Origin of the sequence: Streptomyces bluensis, assembly GCF_014650715.1 — a bacterium.
In the GTDB taxonomy this organism is placed as follows: Bacteria; Actinomycetota; Actinomycetes; order Streptomycetales; family Streptomycetaceae; genus Streptomyces; species Streptomyces bluensis.
In genome coordinates this window covers 28,914-45,691 of the sequence record NZ_BMVM01000034.1, presented here as the reverse complement: position 1 = coordinate 45,691, position 16,778 = coordinate 28,914, and the positions used below count along the sequence as shown (strand labels likewise).

The 16,778-nt window shown below is 71.2% G+C and carries 15 protein-coding genes; 9 read left to right on the top strand and 6 right to left on the bottom strand.

The annotated features are described in order from the left end of the window. Positions 1–128: 128 nt before the first annotated feature. From IE262_RS38765 to IE262_RS38755, 3 genes are all read right to left on the bottom strand, one after another. Positions 129–743, bottom strand: a complete 615-nt coding sequence (locus IE262_RS38765) for a TetR/AcrR family transcriptional regulator (protein ID WP_134042637.1) — start codon at positions 741–743, stop codon at positions 129–131. Next, the gene (locus IE262_RS38760; protein ID WP_134042635.1) at positions 740–1,564 is read right to left on the bottom strand and encodes a sugar phosphate isomerase/epimerase family protein; all 825 of its coding nucleotides are present in this window, start codon (positions 1,562–1,564) and stop codon (positions 740–742) included. Before IE262_RS38760 ends, IE262_RS38765 begins: the two co-directional genes overlap by 4 nt. A 210-nt stretch (positions 1,565–1,774) precedes the next feature. Further along, positions 1,775–2,707 (bottom strand): Ppx/GppA family phosphatase, encoded by a 933-nt coding sequence (locus IE262_RS38755; protein WP_134042633.1) that lies wholly within the window; start codon positions 2,705–2,707, stop codon positions 1,775–1,777. 70 nt (positions 2,708–2,777) lie between these two features. Between IE262_RS38755 and IE262_RS38750 the strand changes: the two genes are divergently transcribed. Then, positions 2,778–3,731: a DUF3109 family protein gene (locus IE262_RS38750; protein ID WP_189880305.1), complete on the top strand. Its 954-nt coding sequence runs from the start codon at positions 2,778–2,780 to the stop codon at positions 3,729–3,731. Between the two features lie 68 nt (positions 3,732–3,799). Here IE262_RS38750 and IE262_RS38745 read toward each other — a convergent pair whose 3' ends face one another. Next, positions 3,800–5,500, bottom strand: a complete 1,701-nt coding sequence (locus tag IE262_RS38745) for a BACON domain-containing protein (protein ID WP_189880303.1) — start codon at positions 5,498–5,500, stop codon at positions 3,800–3,802. A gap of 217 nt (positions 5,501–5,717) precedes the next feature. Here IE262_RS38745 and radA point away from each other — a divergent pair, with 217 nt between their 5' ends. Both radA and disA read left to right on the top strand, forming a co-directional pair. After that, entirely contained in the window at positions 5,718–7,127 is a 1,410-nt protein-coding gene (radA, locus tag IE262_RS38740) for a DNA repair protein RadA (protein ID WP_134042626.1), read from the top strand. A gap of 81 nt (positions 7,128–7,208) precedes the next feature. Further along, complete coding sequence (gene disA, locus IE262_RS38735; RefSeq protein ID WP_134042624.1) at positions 7,209–8,333, top strand: DNA integrity scanning diadenylate cyclase DisA; 1,125 nt, start codon at positions 7,209–7,211, stop codon at positions 8,331–8,333. Between the two features lie 100 nt (positions 8,334–8,433). Here the strand turns inward: disA and IE262_RS38730 are convergent, their stop codons facing one another. After that, a complete protein-coding gene (locus IE262_RS38730; RefSeq protein ID WP_189880301.1) occupies positions 8,434–9,267 on the bottom strand; it encodes a hypothetical protein in 834 nt (277 codons plus the stop codon). Positions 9,268–9,455: 188 nt separating this feature from the next. Here IE262_RS38730 and IE262_RS38725 point away from each other — a divergent pair, with 188 nt between their 5' ends. From IE262_RS38725 to cseC, 5 genes are all read left to right on the top strand, one after another. After that, complete coding sequence (locus IE262_RS38725; RefSeq protein WP_373305238.1) at positions 9,456–10,385, top strand: HhH-GPD family protein; 930 nt, start codon at positions 9,456–9,458, stop codon at positions 10,383–10,385. Positions 10,386–10,758: 373 nt separating this feature from the next. Further along, the gene (locus tag IE262_RS38720) at positions 10,759–11,310 is read left to right on the top strand and encodes a SigE family RNA polymerase sigma factor (protein WP_134042619.1); all 552 of its coding nucleotides are present in this window, start codon (positions 10,759–10,761) and stop codon (positions 11,308–11,310) included. After that, positions 11,298–12,005, top strand: a complete 708-nt coding sequence (locus IE262_RS38715) for a hypothetical protein (RefSeq protein ID WP_134042616.1) — start codon at positions 11,298–11,300, stop codon at positions 12,003–12,005. The genes IE262_RS38720 and IE262_RS38715 overlap by 13 nt, the downstream gene beginning before the upstream one ends. Before the next feature lie 9 nt (positions 12,006–12,014). Then, positions 12,015–12,722, top strand: a complete 708-nt coding sequence (gene cseB, locus IE262_RS38710; RefSeq protein WP_134042614.1) for a two-component system response regulator CseB — start codon at positions 12,015–12,017, stop codon at positions 12,720–12,722. 63 nt (positions 12,723–12,785) lie between these two features. Further along, positions 12,786–14,195, top strand: coding sequence for a two-component system sensor histidine kinase CseC (gene cseC / locus IE262_RS38705; RefSeq protein ID WP_373305237.1), 1,410 nt, complete (start codon positions 12,786–12,788; stop codon positions 14,193–14,195). Positions 14,196–14,263: 68 nt separating this feature from the next. Here cseC and IE262_RS38700 read toward each other — a convergent pair whose 3' ends face one another. Next, positions 14,264–15,871, bottom strand: a complete 1,608-nt coding sequence (locus IE262_RS38700) for an MDR family MFS transporter (RefSeq protein ID WP_189880298.1) — start codon at positions 15,869–15,871, stop codon at positions 14,264–14,266. A 239-nt stretch (positions 15,872–16,110) separates the two neighbouring features. On the opposite strand from IE262_RS38700, the gene IE262_RS38695 reads away from it, so the two are divergent. Further along, the gene (locus IE262_RS38695; RefSeq protein ID WP_134042657.1) at positions 16,111–16,695 is read left to right on the top strand and encodes a TetR/AcrR family transcriptional regulator; all 585 of its coding nucleotides are present in this window, start codon (positions 16,111–16,113) and stop codon (positions 16,693–16,695) included. The last annotated feature ends 83 nt before the right edge of the window (positions 16,696–16,778 follow it).

Sequence of the window (16,778 nt, the reverse complement as noted above, 5' to 3'; positions counted from 1 at the left end):
GCTCCTTTGAGACTGCGATCAGAGACTTCAGAGACTTCTGACTGTTGCCGAGCCTACGCCCCGTGAACCAAGGGGTGGACACGGTGTCCGGAATGCGGGATGAGTGTCTCGGGGGGAGAGGAGGCGGCTCACGGCCGGGTCAGGTGCGCCTGCACCACCGGCGCCACCCGCGCGATGATCTGCTCCGGGTCCGCGGACGCCAGCGGGTCGACCCTGATCACGTACCGCAGCATGGCGATGCCCACGAGCTGCGCGGCGGCGAGTTCCGCGCGGATCTCGGCGTCCGGGAGGTCCAGCCGGCCGGCGATGCGGCGCAGCAGCTGCGCGACGACGATGCGGCGGAACACGGCGGCCGCGGTCTCGTTGTTCACGGCGGAACGGACGATCGCGAGGAGGGTCGTACGGGTCGCCGGGGTCTCCCAGACACCGAAGAAGAACCGGGTCAGCCGCTCACCGACGCTGTCGAGAGGGCCCTCCTCGACCGTCTTGGGGGCGTCCAGGGCGGGTGCGAAGGCGACCGAGATGGCCGCCTCGAAGACCTGCTCCTTGGTGCCGAAGTAGTGGTGGACGAGCGCCGAGTCCACCCCGGCGGCCTTGGCGATGCCGCGCACGGACGTCTTGTCGTAGCCGCGCTCGGAGAACTCCTCGCGGGCCGCTTCGAGGATGCGGTCGCGGGCGGCCGGGGCGTCGGCCGATTCCGTACGGGAGGGCCGTCCCCTGCGGCGGGGGGTGGCCGCGGTCACGGCCGCGGCACCTTCGCCGCCGAGGCGAGGTGCAGCCGGGTGAAGGCGAGGGCCTCCGCCAGGTCGGCCTCGCGCTCGGCTCCGGACATCGCGCGGCGGGTGTTGACCTCGATGACCACGTGGCCGTCGAAGCCGGTGAGCGCGAGGCGCTCCAGCACCTCGGCGCAGGGCTGGGTGCCGCGGCCGGGCACCAGGTGCTCGTCCTTGTTGGAGCCGCCCCCGTCGGCGAGGTGGACGTGGCCGAGGCGGTCGCCCATGCGGTCGAGCATCTGGAGGGCGTCGGTACGGGCGGTCGCGGCATGGCTGAGGTCGATCGTGAAGTGCCGGTAGTCGTCCCGCGTCACGTCCCAGTCGGGGGCGTAGGCGAGCATCTCGCGGTCGCGGTAGCGCCAGGGGTACATGTTCTCGACGGCGAACCGTACGTCCGTCTCGTTCGCCATGCGCCAGATCCCGGTGATGAAGTCACGGGCGTACTGGCGCTGCCAGCGGAAGGGCGGGTGGACGACGACGGTGCCGGCGCCGAGCTTCTCCGCGGCGGCCTGGGCGCGCTGGAGCTTGATCCAGGGGTCGGTGGACCACACGCGCTGGGTGATGAGCAGGCAGGGGGCGTGGACGGCGAGGACGGGGATCTGGTGGTAGTCGCTGAGGCGGCGCAGGGCCTCGATGTCCTGGCTGACCGGGTCGGTCCACACCATGACCTCGATTCCGTCGTACCCGAGGCGCGCGGCGATCTCGAAAGCCGTCGCCGTCGACTCCGGATACACGGAGGCCGTGGACAGCGCGACCTTCGCATCCGGGATGCGCACCACTGGTTCTGCCACGGGGACAGATTACGGGGTGGTCTCGGTCTGTGGGCCGGGGAGGTGGATGACCTGTGCCTCCGGCGGGCGGGCCGGGGTGCCTTTTGCTCCGTTGTGGACTTCGCCGTGGGCGCCTGCCCGCCGTCGTGGGTTTCGCCGTGGGCGGGTGCGGGGTGTCTGTGGCTGGGCGCGCAGTTCCCCGCGCCCCTTTCGGGGCTGCACCCCGGCGTCCTACGACGAACCCATGTGGTCCAGGCGGCGGAGGATGACGCCCTCGCGCAGTGCCCAGGGGCAGACCTCCAGGTTGTCCACGCCGAAGAGGTCCATGGCGCCCTCGGCGACCAGGGCGCCCGCGAGGAGCTGGCCGGCGCGGCCCTCGGAGACTCCGGGGAGGTCCGCGCGCTGGGCGGCGGTCATCCCGGCGAGCTTCGGCACCCAGGCCTCCAGGGAACTCCGCTTCAGCTCGCGCTGGACGTAGAGACCTTCGGCGGAGCGGGCGGCGCCGGCCAGCCGGGCCAGCTGCTTGAAGGTCTTCGACGTGGCGACCACATGGTCGGGGGCGCCGAAGCGGCTGAACTCCCCCACGGTACGGGCGATCTCCGCCCGCACATGGCGACGGAGCGCCCTTATGTCCGCCGGGTCGGGCGGGTCCCCCGGCAGCCAGGCGGCCGTCAGCCGACCCGCGCCGAGCGGCAGCGACACCGCCCGCTGCGGCTCCTCGTCCATGCCGTACGCGATCTCCAGGGAGCCGCCGCCGATGTCCAGGACCAGCAGTTTGCCCGCCGACCAGCCGAACCAGCGGCGTACGGCCAGGAAGGTCAGGCGTGCCTCCTCCTCGCCGGTCAGGACCGTCAGCTCGACGCCCGTCTCGGCGCGTACGCGCGCGAGGACGTCGTCCGCGTTGCCGGCCTCGCGCACGGCGGACGTGGCGAACGGCAGCACGGACTCGACACCCTTGTCCTCGGCGGCCTGCAGCGCCTCATGGACGACGCCTATCAGCCTCTCGACACCCTCGGGGCCGATCGCCCCGGTGTCATCGAGCAGTTGAGCGAGCCGCAGCTCCGCCTTGTGCGAGTGCGCGGGGAGCGGGCGCGCGCCTGGGTGTGCATCCACGACCAGCAGATGCACCGTGTTCGAACCCACGTCGAGGACACCGAGTCTCATGTACGGAACGCTACTGCCAGTGGGAGCCCGCGCAGTCCTCGTTGTCGCCGCGTGGTCTTACTCTGGACCCGTGCCAAAGACGAAAAAGGCGAAGGACGACAAGGCGGCCAAGGCGACCAAGGGAGCCAAGTCGACCGAGGGGGCCAAGTCGACCGAGGGGGCCAAGTCGGCGAAGTCGGTCACGGCCGCCGAATCCTCCAAGGGTTCTTCGCAGGCGAAGCCTGCCACGTCCAAGAAGCCACGGAAGGATGCTCCGGACACCGCCCCGGAGTCCGACGAGAAGGGGCTCGACTTCGCGCGCGCGTGGGTGGAGTTCCCTGATCCGGCGGACGACGAGCAGGTCTTCCGCTGCGATCTGACCTGGCTGACCTCCCGCTGGAACTGCGTCTTCGGAAGCGGCTGCCAGGGCATCCAGGCGGGCCGCGCGGACGACGGCTGCTGCACGCTGGGCGCGCACTTCTCCGAGGAGGACGACGAGAAGCGGGTGGCCGAACACGTGGCGAGGCTCACACCCGAGATCTGGCAGCACCACGACGTGGGCACGAAGACCGGCTGGGTCTCCGAGGACGAGGACGGGGAGCGTCAGACCCGCCCGTACCAGGGCTCGTGCATCTTCCAGAACCGGCCGGGCTTCCCGGGGGGCGCGGGCTGCTCGCTGCACATCCTGGCGCTCAAGGAGGGCCGTGAGCCCCTGGAGACGAAGCCGGACGTCTGCTGGCAGCTGCCGATCCGGCGGACGTACGAGTGGATCGACCGGCCCGACGACACCCGGGTGCTCCAGATCTCCATCGGCGAGTACGACCGGCGCGGCTGGGGACCGGGCGGGCACGACCTGCACTGGTGGTGCACGTCGGCGACCTCGGCGCACGGAGCGGGCCGGCCGGTGTACGTCTCCTACCGTCCGGAGCTGATCGAACTGATGGGCAAGGCGGGGTACGACCGGTTGGCCGAGCTCTGCGAGGAGCGCCTGGCGTCGCGGCTGCCGCTGGTGGCCCCGCATCCGGCGGATCCAGCGGATCGGTGAATCCGGCGGATCGGTGAATCCGGCGGGCTGAGGGGGCTGCGCCCGAAGGAGGCGCTCCCGCATTCCGGCTACCCCGCCGAGGGGCTCGCCTCGCCACTGCCGCTGGGCCCCGGGTCGGATCCGGTGCCCGGGTCCGACGGGGTCGGGTCCGACGGGGTCGGCGTCGGTTCCGTGGGCTCCGGGGCACTGGGCGTGGGCTCGGGCGCGGACGTCGGAGGAGGGGCGCTCGGCGTGGGCTGCGGCCGGGGCGCGGTGGGCCGCGGAGGGCTCGGCAGCGGAGCGCTCCCGTACCCCTCGATGGTGACGACGGCTCCCGTGGGCCCGATGGACACCTGTGCCCTCCAGTACCCGGCCGGCTCGCGCAGATGATCGACGTACACCCTGATCGTCAACGATGTGCCGGGGGCGAGCGTTCCCGAGGACCGGCTGAGGTAGAGCCAGTCCTGGCCGGTGTACGCGGACCAGTGGACCGGTGAGGTCCCGGACGCGGTGAGGGTGATGAGCGTGGTGTCGCCACGGCCGGCGGCCTTCACCGTGAGTGTTCCGGTGGCCTTTCCGGGGGTGCTGACGACCTCCACGGAGACGTCGGAGCCGTGCTTGCCCGTGTCGTCGTAGCGGGCGTCCGGCCTGGCGCTGGCGTTGCCGGCGTTCTCGTACTCGCCCGCGTCCCCGCCTGCGAGCGCGTCGGGGCCCTGGCTCTCGTGTGCGGTGGCGGTGCGGTCGCCGCCGCCCTCGCCGGTCGGGGGCGCCCCCCGGTAGGCGGCCCAGAGGGCGAGGACGGGCGCGGCGACGACGGTGGCGACGACGGTCGTCGTCACGGCACGCGCGCGCAGGCGGTCGCGGCGGGCCGCGCGGTCCCTGGGGTCCAGGGGAAAGCCGCGCCGGTCGAAGCGTGGGGCACCGCCACGTGCGCGCGTGAGGTGGGCCATCGCTGAGGACAGGGCGGCGCGCGGCGCTTCGAGTACGGGAAGCGCGGCGGGTGTGACGCTGGTGCCGGGCCAGCGGCCGGGGGTGGCGCGCTCGGCGGTGCGGCGGCAGTGGGGGCAGTCGTCGACGTGCCGGACGAGTTCGCGGCGCAGGGTGGCGCTGAGGACGAGCTGGTGGTCGCCGGTGAGCCGGGCGACGCTCGGGCAGGCTCTGGTCTCGACGACGGCGAGGGCGGCGCGGGTGCGCTCCACCTCGCAGGCGGCGGAGGCGAGCAGTTCGCGTGCGGCGGCGGGGGTCCGGCCGATGACGGCGGCGACCTCCTGGGCGGCGAGCTGGTGGCGTACGGCGAGTTCGAGCGCCTCGCGCTGCTCGGGTGTCGTGCCGGCGGCCTCGGGCCAGGCGAGCAGGGCGAGTTCGCGCTGCCGCTGTGCCTGGACCTCCGTGGAGAGGCCGGGTGCGGGTTTCTGAGCGCGCTGCTTCTCGGCGCCGTGGCGGGCGAGGGCATGCACGCCCTGACGTTTCTGCTTGGCCTCGGCCAGTGTGCGCAGACACGTCCAGCGGGCCAGCGCGTACAGCCAGGCCCGGCGGTCGTCGGGGGTTTCGGGGCCCCGGCGGCGCTCGGCGAGGGCCAGGCCGTCGGCCAGGGCGGCGGTCGCCGCGTCGTGGTCGCACAGGACGGACAGGCAGTAGGTGAACAGGCCGTCCAGGTACGGCTCATAGGGCTCGTGGCGGGCGGGCGGGCGCTGTGTGCGGGTGCGCGTGGCCGCCCGGTCGCGCGCCTCGCGGTGCGCTCGGTGTGCGCCGACGGTGCGGGTGGAGATCTGCGGGGTGCTGCTCATCACCCATGGGACCGTATGCGGCGGGCAATGGTCCCTTCTTCTTCCTTGCGCACATTTACTCCGTACGGGTGAAACGATCCCTCATAAGGGGACAGGAACGCCTGATTCCGCCGCCCGGACCCGGACGGGTGGGCCAGAACACGGGGCCTCGGGGCGCCTCGGGACGCAGCCCCCATGAAGCGGGGCCGCGTTGTCGGTGCGCTCCGTTACGGTTTCGTCCATGGCTGCCCGTACGAAGACCACCAAGGACCGGCCGTCCTACCGCTGCACCGAGTGCGGCTGGCAGACGGCCAAGTGGCTCGGCCGTTGCCCCGAATGCCAGGCATGGGGGACGGTCGAGGAGTACGGCACGCCCGCCGTCCGTACGACGGCACCGGGACGCGTCACGACGTCTGCTGTGCCGATCGGCCAGGTCGACGGGCGCCAGGCCACCGCCCGCTCCACCGGCGTGCCCGAGCTGGACCGGGTCCTCGGCGGCGGTCTCGTCCCCGGAGCCGTCGTCCTCCTCGCGGGCGAGCCCGGCGTCGGCAAGTCCACGCTGCTGCTGGACGTGGCGGCCAAGGCGGCGGGCGGCGAGCACCGCACGTTGTATGTCACGGGCGAGGAGTCGGCGAGCCAGGTCCGGCTGCGCGCCGACCGCATCGGCGCCATCCATGACGACCTGTACCTCGCGGCGGAGACCGACCTGGCCGCCGTGCTGGGCCACTTGGACGCGGTGAAGCCGTCACTGCTGATCCTCGACTCGGTACAGACCGTCGCGTCCCCGGAGATCGACGGCGCCCCCGGCGGCATGGCCCAGGTCCGCGAGGTCGCCGGAGCCCTGATCCGCGCCTCCAAGGAGCGCGGCATGGCCACCCTCCTTGTGGGCCATGTCACGAAGGACGGCGCGATCGCGGGTCCGCGCCTGCTGGAGCACCTCGTGGACGTGGTGCTGCACTTCGAGGGCGACCGGCACGCGCGCCTGCGGCTCGTACGAGGCGTCAAGAACCGCTACGGGGCGACGGACGAGGTCGGCTGCTTCGAGTTGCACGACGAGGGCATCACGGGACTGGCCGATCCGAGCGGCCTGTTCCTGACCCGGCGCGACGAGCCGGTGCCCGGCACCTGCCTCACCGTGACGCTGGAGGGCCGCCGCCCGCTGGTGGCGGAAGTCCAGGCGCTCACGGTCGACTCGCAGATTCCCTCCCCGCGCCGTACGACCTCCGGCCTGGAGACCTCCCGCGTCTCGATGATGCTTGCCGTCCTGGAGCAGCGCGGCCGGATCAGCGCACTGGGCAAAAGGGACATCTACTCCGCGACGGTCGGCGGCGTGAAGCTCTCGGAGCCGGCCGCGGACCTCGCGATCGCGCTCGCGCTGGCGTCGGCCGCGAGTGACACCCCGCTGCCCAAGAACCTCGTCGCGATCGGCGAGGTGGGCCTCGCGGGCGAAGTGAGACGCGTCACGGGCGTCCAGCGACGCCTCGCCGAAGCTCACCGCCTCGGTTTCACGCACGCCCTCGTACCGGGCGATCCTGGCAGGATTCCGCCCGGTATGAAGGTCCTGGAAGTGGCCGACATGGGGGACGCGCTCAGAGTCCTTCCACGCTCCCGTCGACGAGACGCCCCACGGGAGGCGGAGGACCGCCGGTAGACTTTGCCCAGGTCTCGCCCGTCCGTACGAACCAGGTGTGCGAAACGGGAGCGCCCCAGAACCTGCGACCGGAGGAGTGCAGTGGCAGCCAACGACCGGGTGGCAGCTCCCGGAAAGTCCGGTGGGAGTGCCGGTTCCGATGGCCTGATGCGCACCTCTCTGAGCGCTGTGGCGCCGGGTACGGCCATGCGCGACGGACTGGAGCGGGTACTCCGCGGCAACACCGGCGGGCTCATCGTCCTGGGCTCCGACAAGACCGTCGAGGCACTGTGCACCGGCGGCTTCGTCCTGGACGTCGAGTTCACGGCGACGCGGCTGAGAGAGCTGTGCAAGCTCGACGGGGGCATCGTCCTGTCCTCGGACCTGTCGAAGATCCTGCGGGCCGGCGTGCAGCTGGTGCCCGACCCGACGATCCCCACGGAGGAGACGGGCACCCGGCACCGCACGGCGGACCGCGTCTCCCGGCAGGTGGGCTTCCCGGTCGTCTCGGTCTCCCAGTCCATGCGGCTCATCGCGCTGTACGTCGACGGGCAGCGCCGTGTCCTGGAGGACTCGGCGGCGATCCTCTCCCGGGCCAACCAGGCCCTCGCGACCCTGGAGCGGTACAAGCTCCGCCTGGACGAGGTCGCGGGCACCCTCTCCGCCCTGGAGATCGAGGACCTCGTGACGGTCCGTGACGTCTCGGCGGTGGCCCAGCGGCTGGAGATGGTGCGCCGCATCGCCACGGAGATCGCCGAGTACGTCGTGGAGCTGGGCACGGACGGACGTCTCCTCGCCCTGCAGCTGGACGAGTTGATCGCGGGCGTGGAGCCGGAGCGCGAACTGGTGGTCCGGGACTACGTGCCCGAGCCGACGGCCAAACGTTCCCGTACGGTCGACGAGGCCCTCGCCGAGCTCGACGCGCTCACGCACGCGGAGCTGCTCGAACTGTCCACGGTGGCGAAGGCGCTGGGCTACACGGGCTCCCCCGAGGGGATGGACTCCGCCGTGTCGCCGCGCGGTTTCCGGCTGCTGGCCAAGGTGCCGCGACTGCCGGGCGCCATCATCGACCGGCTGGTGGAGCACTTCGGCGGCCTGCAGAAGCTGCTCGCGGCGAGCGTGGACGACCTCCAGACGGTCGACGGCGTCGGCGAGGCGCGGGCGCGCAGCGTGCGGGAGGGGCTGTCGCGGCTGGCGGAGTCGTCGATTCTTGAGCGGTATGTCTAGAGGTATGTCCAGCGGTCCAGGGCTCAGCCGCCCAGCCCTTTGGGCCTTCTGGGCCTTCTGGCCCTTCCGGTCCCTCTAGTCCTTCCGGTCTCTGGACCTTCTAGTCCTTCGCCAGTACGAACGACGTCTGCGCCTTGGCCAGCCCCGGAGCCTTCGCCTCCACCAGGTACGTGCCCGCCGGGGCCGAACCGCTCGGCGGGGTCGCGCAGTTGGGGGCACTGTGCTTGCGGTCCCAGGCGACGGTGTAGGTGGCGCTGCCCTCGGCGCGCACGCGGAACGTGAGGCTGCCGGCGCTCTGCGGGCAGTCGGCCGAGGACCAGATCTCGTCGTCGCCGTCGGCCTGGGTGACCGTCACCACCGTTTTCCTCGGGCCGAGATCCACCTTGCAGTCGCTGCCCGAGGAGTTCCGGGCGATCAACTCGAAGGTGGGCTTCTCACCGGGCTCGTACGAGTTCTGCTCGCTGCGCACCGTCAACTTGACCGCACCGGCAGTGCAGTTGGGCAGGCCCGACCCGGCCGGGACCTGCTCGCCGGAGGCGCCGCTTCCGGAGCCACCACCTGAACCGCCACTCGAACCGCCGCTCGAACCGGAACCACCGGTGCCCCCCGACCCGGAGCCGTCGTTCGCGTTGTCCGATCCGCCCGAGCCGCCCGAACCGTCACCGGAACCAGAGGTGTCGCCTCCGGGTGACTCGTCGCGCCCGCCGGGAGCTTCGCTGATGGCGGGCCCGGAACCGGTGGGGCCCGGTGTGATCGAGTGCGCCGGGTTCTTGCCGTCGGACCCGTCCGCGGTGTCCTTGCCGTTCCCGCCGCTGCCGGCGACGACCCAGGTGGCCAGCAGCGCCAACAGGGCGACGACGGTCAGCAGAACAGCCCTCCGACGCCAGTAGATGGAGGAGGGAAGCGGCCCGACCGGATTGCGCAAAGATCCCACGCCGCAAACTGTACGAGAGATCCGCCACTTACCTGGCCCCACCCCGCCACCCCGCACCACTTTCTCCGGATCATCATCCTGGATACGGCGCCTCGCGGGTGCCGTCCGTGCTCGGGGACGGCCACGACCCACCCACCGCAACCCGATACGCACACTCCGCCACCTCTGCATGGCAGGATCGAAGTGCCATGACTGCACCCACGCACACCCCGAGCTCCCACACCCCCACCATGCCGACGTCCGCCGGAGGCACCCTTCACGAGCCGGTCATCGACTGGTTCGACGCACACGCCCGTGACCTGCCGTGGCGGCGGCCGGAGGCCGGGTCCTGGGGGGTGATGGTCAGTGAGTTCATGCTGCAGCAGACCCCCGTCAACCGCGTGCTGCCCGTCTACGAGCAGTGGTTGGCCCGCTGGCCCCGCCCCGCCGACCTCGCCAAGGAGGCACCCGGAGAGGCCGTACGCGCCTGGGGCCGCCTCGGTTACCCGCGGCGCGCCCTCCGGCTGCACGGCGCCGCGGTCGCCATAACGGAACGGCACGGCGGCGACGTACCGACGGAGCACGCGCAGTTGCTCGCGCTGCCCGGTATCGGTGAGTACACGGCCGCCGCGGTGGCGTCGTTCGCGTACGGGCAGCGGCACGCCGTCCTCGACACCAACGTCCGTCGCGTCCTCTCCCGCGCGGTCACCGGCGTGCAGTACCCGCCGAACGCGACGACCGCCGCCGAGCGCAGGCTCGCCCGCGAACTGCTGCCCGACGACGAGCGCACCGCCTCCCGTTGGGCCGCCGCCACCATGGAGCTCGGCGCCCTGGTGTGCACGGCGAAGAACGAGACGTGCCAGCGCTGCCCGATCGCCGCGCAGTGCGCGTGGCGGCTCGCCGGGAAGCCCGCGCACGACGGTCCGGCCCGCCGCGGCCAGACGTACGCCGGCACCGACCGTCAGGTCCGCGGCAAGCTCCTCGCCGTGCTGCGGGAAGCCCTCGCGCCCGTACCGCAGGCCGTACTCGACCGCGTGTGGGACGAGCCCGTGCAGCGTGCCCGCGCCCTCGACGGGCTGGTCTCCGACGGACTGGTGGAGCCCCTGCCGGGCGGCCTGTACCGCCTGCCGCTGACCTGATCACGGGGGCCGACCGCCTCGTGACCGACGGCGGTCGCCCCCGGTATGCGTTCACGCCTGCTCAGGTCCCGCTCTGTGCCCCGCCTTCAGCCGTGTCACAGTCCCCTGCTCACCGACACACAGCACCGCCCGACAAATCACCCCATCCTCACCCCAAAGGGCCCGCCTCTTTAACCCGGCCCTACTTCCGTTACACAACCGACGGACAGCCGAGCGTTCTCCGCAGGCTCTCTCGGACAGCCCCGTGACAACGACTCCGTAGCTTCATTGCCGTACCGCACGAACACACGAACAGCGCGGTACGGCGACAAGTGACAGCGACCGGCGGCGGGCAGGGACACGGGCCGGGACACGGGGAACGGAGGCGGTTGGAATGGCGCACGGCGAGGTGCTCGAATTCGAGGAGTACGTCCGCACTCGGCAGGACGCGCTGCTGCGCAGCGCCCGCCGGCTGGTTCCGGACCCGGTCGACGCACAGGACCTGTTGCAGACGGCGCTCGTGCGTACGTTCGGTCGCTGGGACGGCATCGCGGACAAGCGGCTCGCGGACGCCTACCTCCGGCGGGTGATGATCAACACCCGGACCGAGTGGTGGCGGGCCCGGAAGCTGGAGGAGGTGCCCACCGAGCAGCTCCCGGACGCCTGCGTCGACGACCCCACCGAGCAGCACGCGGACCGCGCCCTGCTGATGGATGTGATGAAGGTGCTCGCTCCCAAGCAACGCAGCGTCGTGGTGCTGCGACACTGGGAGCAGATGTCCACGGAGGAGACGGCCGCAGCCCTGGGCATGTCGGCCGGAACGGTCAAGAGCACGCTGCACCGGGCGCTGGCCCGGCTCCGCGAGGAGCTGGAGAGCCGGGACCAGGAAGAACGCGCCGCCCGCGCGCTCGAACCCAGTAAGGAGCGGGAGCGTTGCGCGGCCTGAGCAACCGGCCGGTGCCGAACGGCACCGGCCAGGCCCTGAAGGCGGTGATCACGGCGGTGGCCGTGGTCACCGCCCTCGGGCTTTTCGCCGCCGCCTGCGCCACCGGCGGCACCGGCGCCCGCGACGAGGGCCCAGCAGGCAACGACTCACGGGCCAAGGGCACCGCCTCGCCCACCGCCTCGCCCACCGAGAGCCGTGAGCCCACGGCCCAGGTGGTCGAACTGGTCAAGGCGGACCCCCGGGTCAGCAAAGCGGTCAAGCGGGATCTCCAGCCGTGCGTGGCCGACGAGTACCCGGTCGACGTGTCGTACGGCAGGCTGACCGGCGGATCCGCCAGCGACATCGTGGTCAACGTGATGACCTGCCGGGACGCGGTCGGCGTCGCCTCGTACGTGTACCGGGCGAAGCGCGGCGGCTATGAGAACGTCTTCAGGGCCGAGGAGCCCCCGGTGTACGCCGAGATCGACCGCGGCGCCCTGGTGGTGACCCAGCAGCTCTACAGCAAGGGCGACCCGGTCGAGTTCCCGTCCAGCGAGGAAGTGATCACCTACCGCTGGGCCATGAACCGCTTCACGGAAGAATCCCGTACGCACAACGACTACAGCAGCGCGGTGGGTGACACGGACACCTCGGAGCCGGTCCCGGCGCCCACGGCGACGCCCGCGGAGTCACTGAAGCCGACAGAGAGCAACTGAGGGCAACGGATGGCAGAGCAGACCCACGTCCTGTTCGTCGAGGACGACGACGTCATCCGCGAGGCCACCCAACTCGCGCTGGAGCGGGACGGCTTCGCGGTCACCGCCGTGCCCGACGGGCTGGCCGGCCTGGACGCGTTCCGCGCCGACCGCCCCGACATCGCGCTGCTGGACGTGATGCTGCCGGGCCTGGACGGGGTCAGTCTCTGCCGGCGCATCCGGGACGAGTCGACCGTTCCCGTGATCATGCTGTCGGCCCGTGCCGACTCCATCGACGTCGTCCTCGGCCTGGAGGCGGGCGCCGACGACTACGTGACCAAACCGTTCGACGGTGCCGTGCTGGTCGCGCGCATCCGGGCGGTCCTGCGGCGGTTCGGGCACGCGAGCGGCGGCGGAGCGAAGGGGGACGGCCATGGGGCGGGCGCGGTCCGCGGCGTCCTGACCTTCGGTGAGCTGGAGGTCGACACCGAGGGCATGGAGGTACGGCGGTCCGGGCGGCCGGTGGCGTTGACGCCGACCGAGATGCGGCTGCTGCTGGAGTTCTCCTCGGCGCCCGGCACGGTGCTGTCCCGTGACAAGCTGCTCGAACGCGTGTGGGACTACGGCTGGGGCGGGGACACCCGGGTCGTGGACGTCCATGTGCAGCGGCTGCGCACGAAGATCGGTCAGGACCGGATCGAGACCGTCCGCGGCTTCGGCTACAAGCTCAAGGCCTGAGCAAGGGTGACAGAGCCACAGACGTTCAGAGGTTCAGCGGCACAGAGGCACAGAGGTACAGACGTGGGACGACCGACAGGCCCCGTGGGACGGCCGGCAGGTGGCCCTGTGGGACGGCTGACCGGGCGACTGGCCGGGCGGCTGGCCGGGCGGCTGACGCGCACGGGCTTCGGCCTGCGCACCGGTCTGCGCTGGAAGCTCAGCGCGGCGATCGCCCTGGTGGGCGCGCTGGTGGCGCTCGCGCTGAGTCTGGTCGTGCACAACGCGGCACGCGTGTCGATGCTGGACAACTCCCGTGACCTGGCGGACGAGCGGATCCGGGTCGCCCAGCGCATGTACGAGTCGGGACGCCAGCAGAACCCGGGGGCGTTCGGGGTGCGGGTCGACGACCCCACGATCCCTCCGGACCTGCTGGCGAAGGTGTCGGAGGGCCGGCGCGCCACGTATGTCGCCGACGGCCCGCACGGCGTGCCGGACATATGGGCCGCGGTGCCGCTGAAGGACGGCAGGGTGCTGTCCCTGCACACCCGGTTCACCGACCGCAGCGCGGACATCATGCAGGACCTCGATCAGGCCCTGGTCATCGGCTCGATCGCGGTCGTGTTCGGTGGCTGCGCGCTCGGAGTGCTCATCGGCGGGCAGATGTCGCGCCGGCTGCGCGAGGCCGCGGCGGCGGCGAACCAGGTCGCCAAGGGCGAGACGAACGTACGGGTCCGGGACGCGATCGGCGGTGTCGTACGCGACGAGACCGACGACCTCGCGCGGGCCGTGGACGCCATGGCGGACGCGCTCCAGCAGCGCATCGAGGCCGAGCGGAGAGTGACGGCGGACATCGCGCATGAACTGCGCACTCCGGTCACGGGTCTCCTGACGGCGGCGGAACTCCTGCCTCCGGGGCGCCCCTCGGAGCTGGTCCGCGACCGTGCCCAGGCGATGCGCACGCTGGTGGAGGACGTTCTGGAGGTGGCCCGGCTCGACAGCGCCTCCGAGCGGGCCGAGTTGCAGGACATCATGCTGGGCGAGTTCGTGGCGCGGCGCGTCGCCGCGAAGGACGCGGACATCGCGGTACAGGTCGTCCACGAGTCGGAGGTCACGACGGACCCGCGCCGTCTGGAACGCGTCCTCTTCAATCTGCTCGCCAACGCGGCGAAGCACGGCGAACCGCCGATCGAGGTCTCCGTCGAGGGCCGTGTGATCCGGGTCCGCGATCACGGTCCGGGGTTCCCGGAGGACCTGCTGGCCGACGGCCCGCGCCGTTTCCGTACCGGCGCGTCCGACCGCGCGGGCCAGGGCCACGGCCTGGGCCTGACCATCGCGGCCGGCCAGGCCCGGGTGCTCGGCGCCCGTCTGACCTTCCGCAACGTACGCCCGGCCGGCGCGCCCGAGGACGTGCCCGCCGAGGGGGCGGTGGCGGTGCTGTGGCTTCCCGAGCACGCCCCGACGAGCACGGGCAGTTATCCGATGCTGCCGTAGGCCCCGTTGCCTCCTTCGCGGTCCTGTAAGGGATCGTGAAGAAGGCAACGGGCGAGGGGACCGCCCCCTCACACAGCCTCAGCAACCGCCTTCGTCACCGGGGCTTCGGTGGCCTCCCCGGCCGCCCCCTCATCCGGGTTCGGAGCCCCGGCTCCCCTGAGCGGAACCTCCTTCACGAACACGGCGGCCACCAGGGCCAGCACAGCCACCCCGGCGCCCAGCAGAAACGCGGAGTGCGTCCCCGCGGACACCGCGTACTGGTACGCCTCCCGAGCCACCGCCGGCAGCTTCGCCAGGCTCGCCGCGTCCAGTTGCGCCGACTGCTCGGTCACCTTGGACCCGAGGTCCCCGGCCCGCTCGGCCATGACGTCCTGCACCCGGTTGTTGAACAGCGCGCCCATGATCGCGACACCGAAGGACGAACCGAGCGTCCGGAAGAGGGTCGTCGACGACGAGGCGACACCCATGTCCTTCATCTCGACGCTGTTCTGCGCGACCAGCATCGTGATCTGCATCAGACACCCCATGCCCGCCCCGAGCACGGCCATGAAGAGCCCGGACGTCAGCCGCGACGTCCCCGTGTCCATCTGGGAGAGCAGGAAGAGCCCCGCCGTCATCAGCACACTGCCGACCAGCGGGAACACCTTGTACTTGCCGGTCACCGTGGTCACCCGCCCCGCCACCATCGACACGGCGAGCATCGCACCCAGCATGGGCAGCAACAGCAGGCCGGAGTTGGTCGCGGACGCCCCCTGCACCGACTGCTGGTACAGCGGCAGGAACAGCACGGCCCCGAACATCACGAAGCCGGTGATGAAGCCGATCACCGACATGAGGGAGAAGTTGCGGCTCCGGAAGATGTGCAGCGGCATCACCGGCTCCGCCGCCCTGGTCTCCCAGAACACGAAGCCCACGAGCGAGACCACACCGATCGCGGTCAGCTCCATGATCACGGCCGAGCCCCACGCGTACTCGGTCCCGCCCCACGTCGTGACGAGCACGATGGACGTGATGCCCACGGTCAGAAGTGCGGCCCCGAGGAAGTCGATGCGCCGCCACGACCGGTTCTCGGTCTTCTTCGGCAGGTGCAGTACGGCGGTGACGGCGATCAGCGCGACCACGCCCAGCGGCAGGTTGATGTAGAACGACCAGCGCCATCCCCAGTGGTCGGTGATCGTGCCGCCCACCAGCGGCCCGAGGATCATGGCGAACGCCATCACGCCGGCCATCATCCCCTGGTACTTGCCGCGCTCGCGGGGCGGTATCAGGTCGCCGATGATCGCCATGACCCCGACCATGAGCCCGCCGGCGCCGAGTCCCTGAACGGCCCGGAACCCGATCAGCTGCCCCATGTCCTGGGCCATGCCGCTGAGCGCCGACCCGATCAGGAAGATCACGATCGAGCTGAGGAAGGCGCCCTTGCGCCCGTACATGTCGCCGACCTTGCCCCAGATCGGGGTGGAGGCGGCGGTGGCGAGGGTGTAGGCGGTGACGACCCACGACAGGTGCGCGAGTCCGCCCAGTTCGCCGACGATCGTCGGCATGGCCGTCCCGATGATCATGTTGTCGAGCATCGCGAGCAGCATCGCGATCATGAGCGCGAGCAGGACGACCCGTACGCTCCTCGGTTGTTCACCGCCCTCGGCCTTCTCCGTGTCCATCACAGCGTCCGCCATCGTCCGTCCCCATTTCCTGAATGCCGCCGGCCCGACTGCTCAGCCCCCACTGGCATCCGCTGATGCCCCCTGGCACTTACTTGTCGACCGGCTAGTTGACTACACTGGGGGAACGTAGACGCGGAACTAGCCGGTCGTCAAGTAAGTTTTCCCAGGCTTGACCGGCGGGGGCGTCGGGGAGCACAAGGAGTACGAGGATGGGCGGCGGCACCATGGATGGCACGGCGAACACGGGCGGCATGGGCGGCACGAAGCACCAGCGCCGGGGGGACACCCGGCGGCGCATCCAGGACGTGGCTCTGGAGCTCTTCGCCGAGCAGGGGTACGAGAAGACGTCGCTGCGCGAGATCGCTGAACGGCTCGCCGTCACCAAGGCGGCCCTCTACTACCACTTCAAGACCAAGGAAGACATCCTCGTCAGCCTGTTCCAGGACATGACCCGGCCGATGGACGAGCTGATCGACTGGGCGAAGGAGCAGCCGCACACCCTCGCCACCAAACAGGAGGTCCTTCGCCGCTACAGCGAGGCCCTGGCAGCCGCGTCACCGCTCTTCCGCTTCATGCACGAGAACCAGGCGACCGTACGGGAGTTGAGCGTCGGCGAGTCGTTCAAGGACCGCATGGTGGTGATGATGGAGATCATCAAGGAGCCGCACATGCCCCTGGTGGACCAGGTCCGCTGTGTGAGCGCGCTCTTCACGATGCACGCGGGGATGATCGCCCTCAGGGACGTCGAGGGCGACCCCGAGGAGAAGCGCAAGGCGGCCCTGGAGGTCGCGATCGACTTGGTGACCCAGGCGCATGGGGGCACCGGCGGCGCCTGAGCGCGGCGAGGCCCACGCCCTGCGAGAAATGTGAGGGCGGCCCGTCGATCCGGAACAGATCCAAGAACAACTGGCCCACCTTC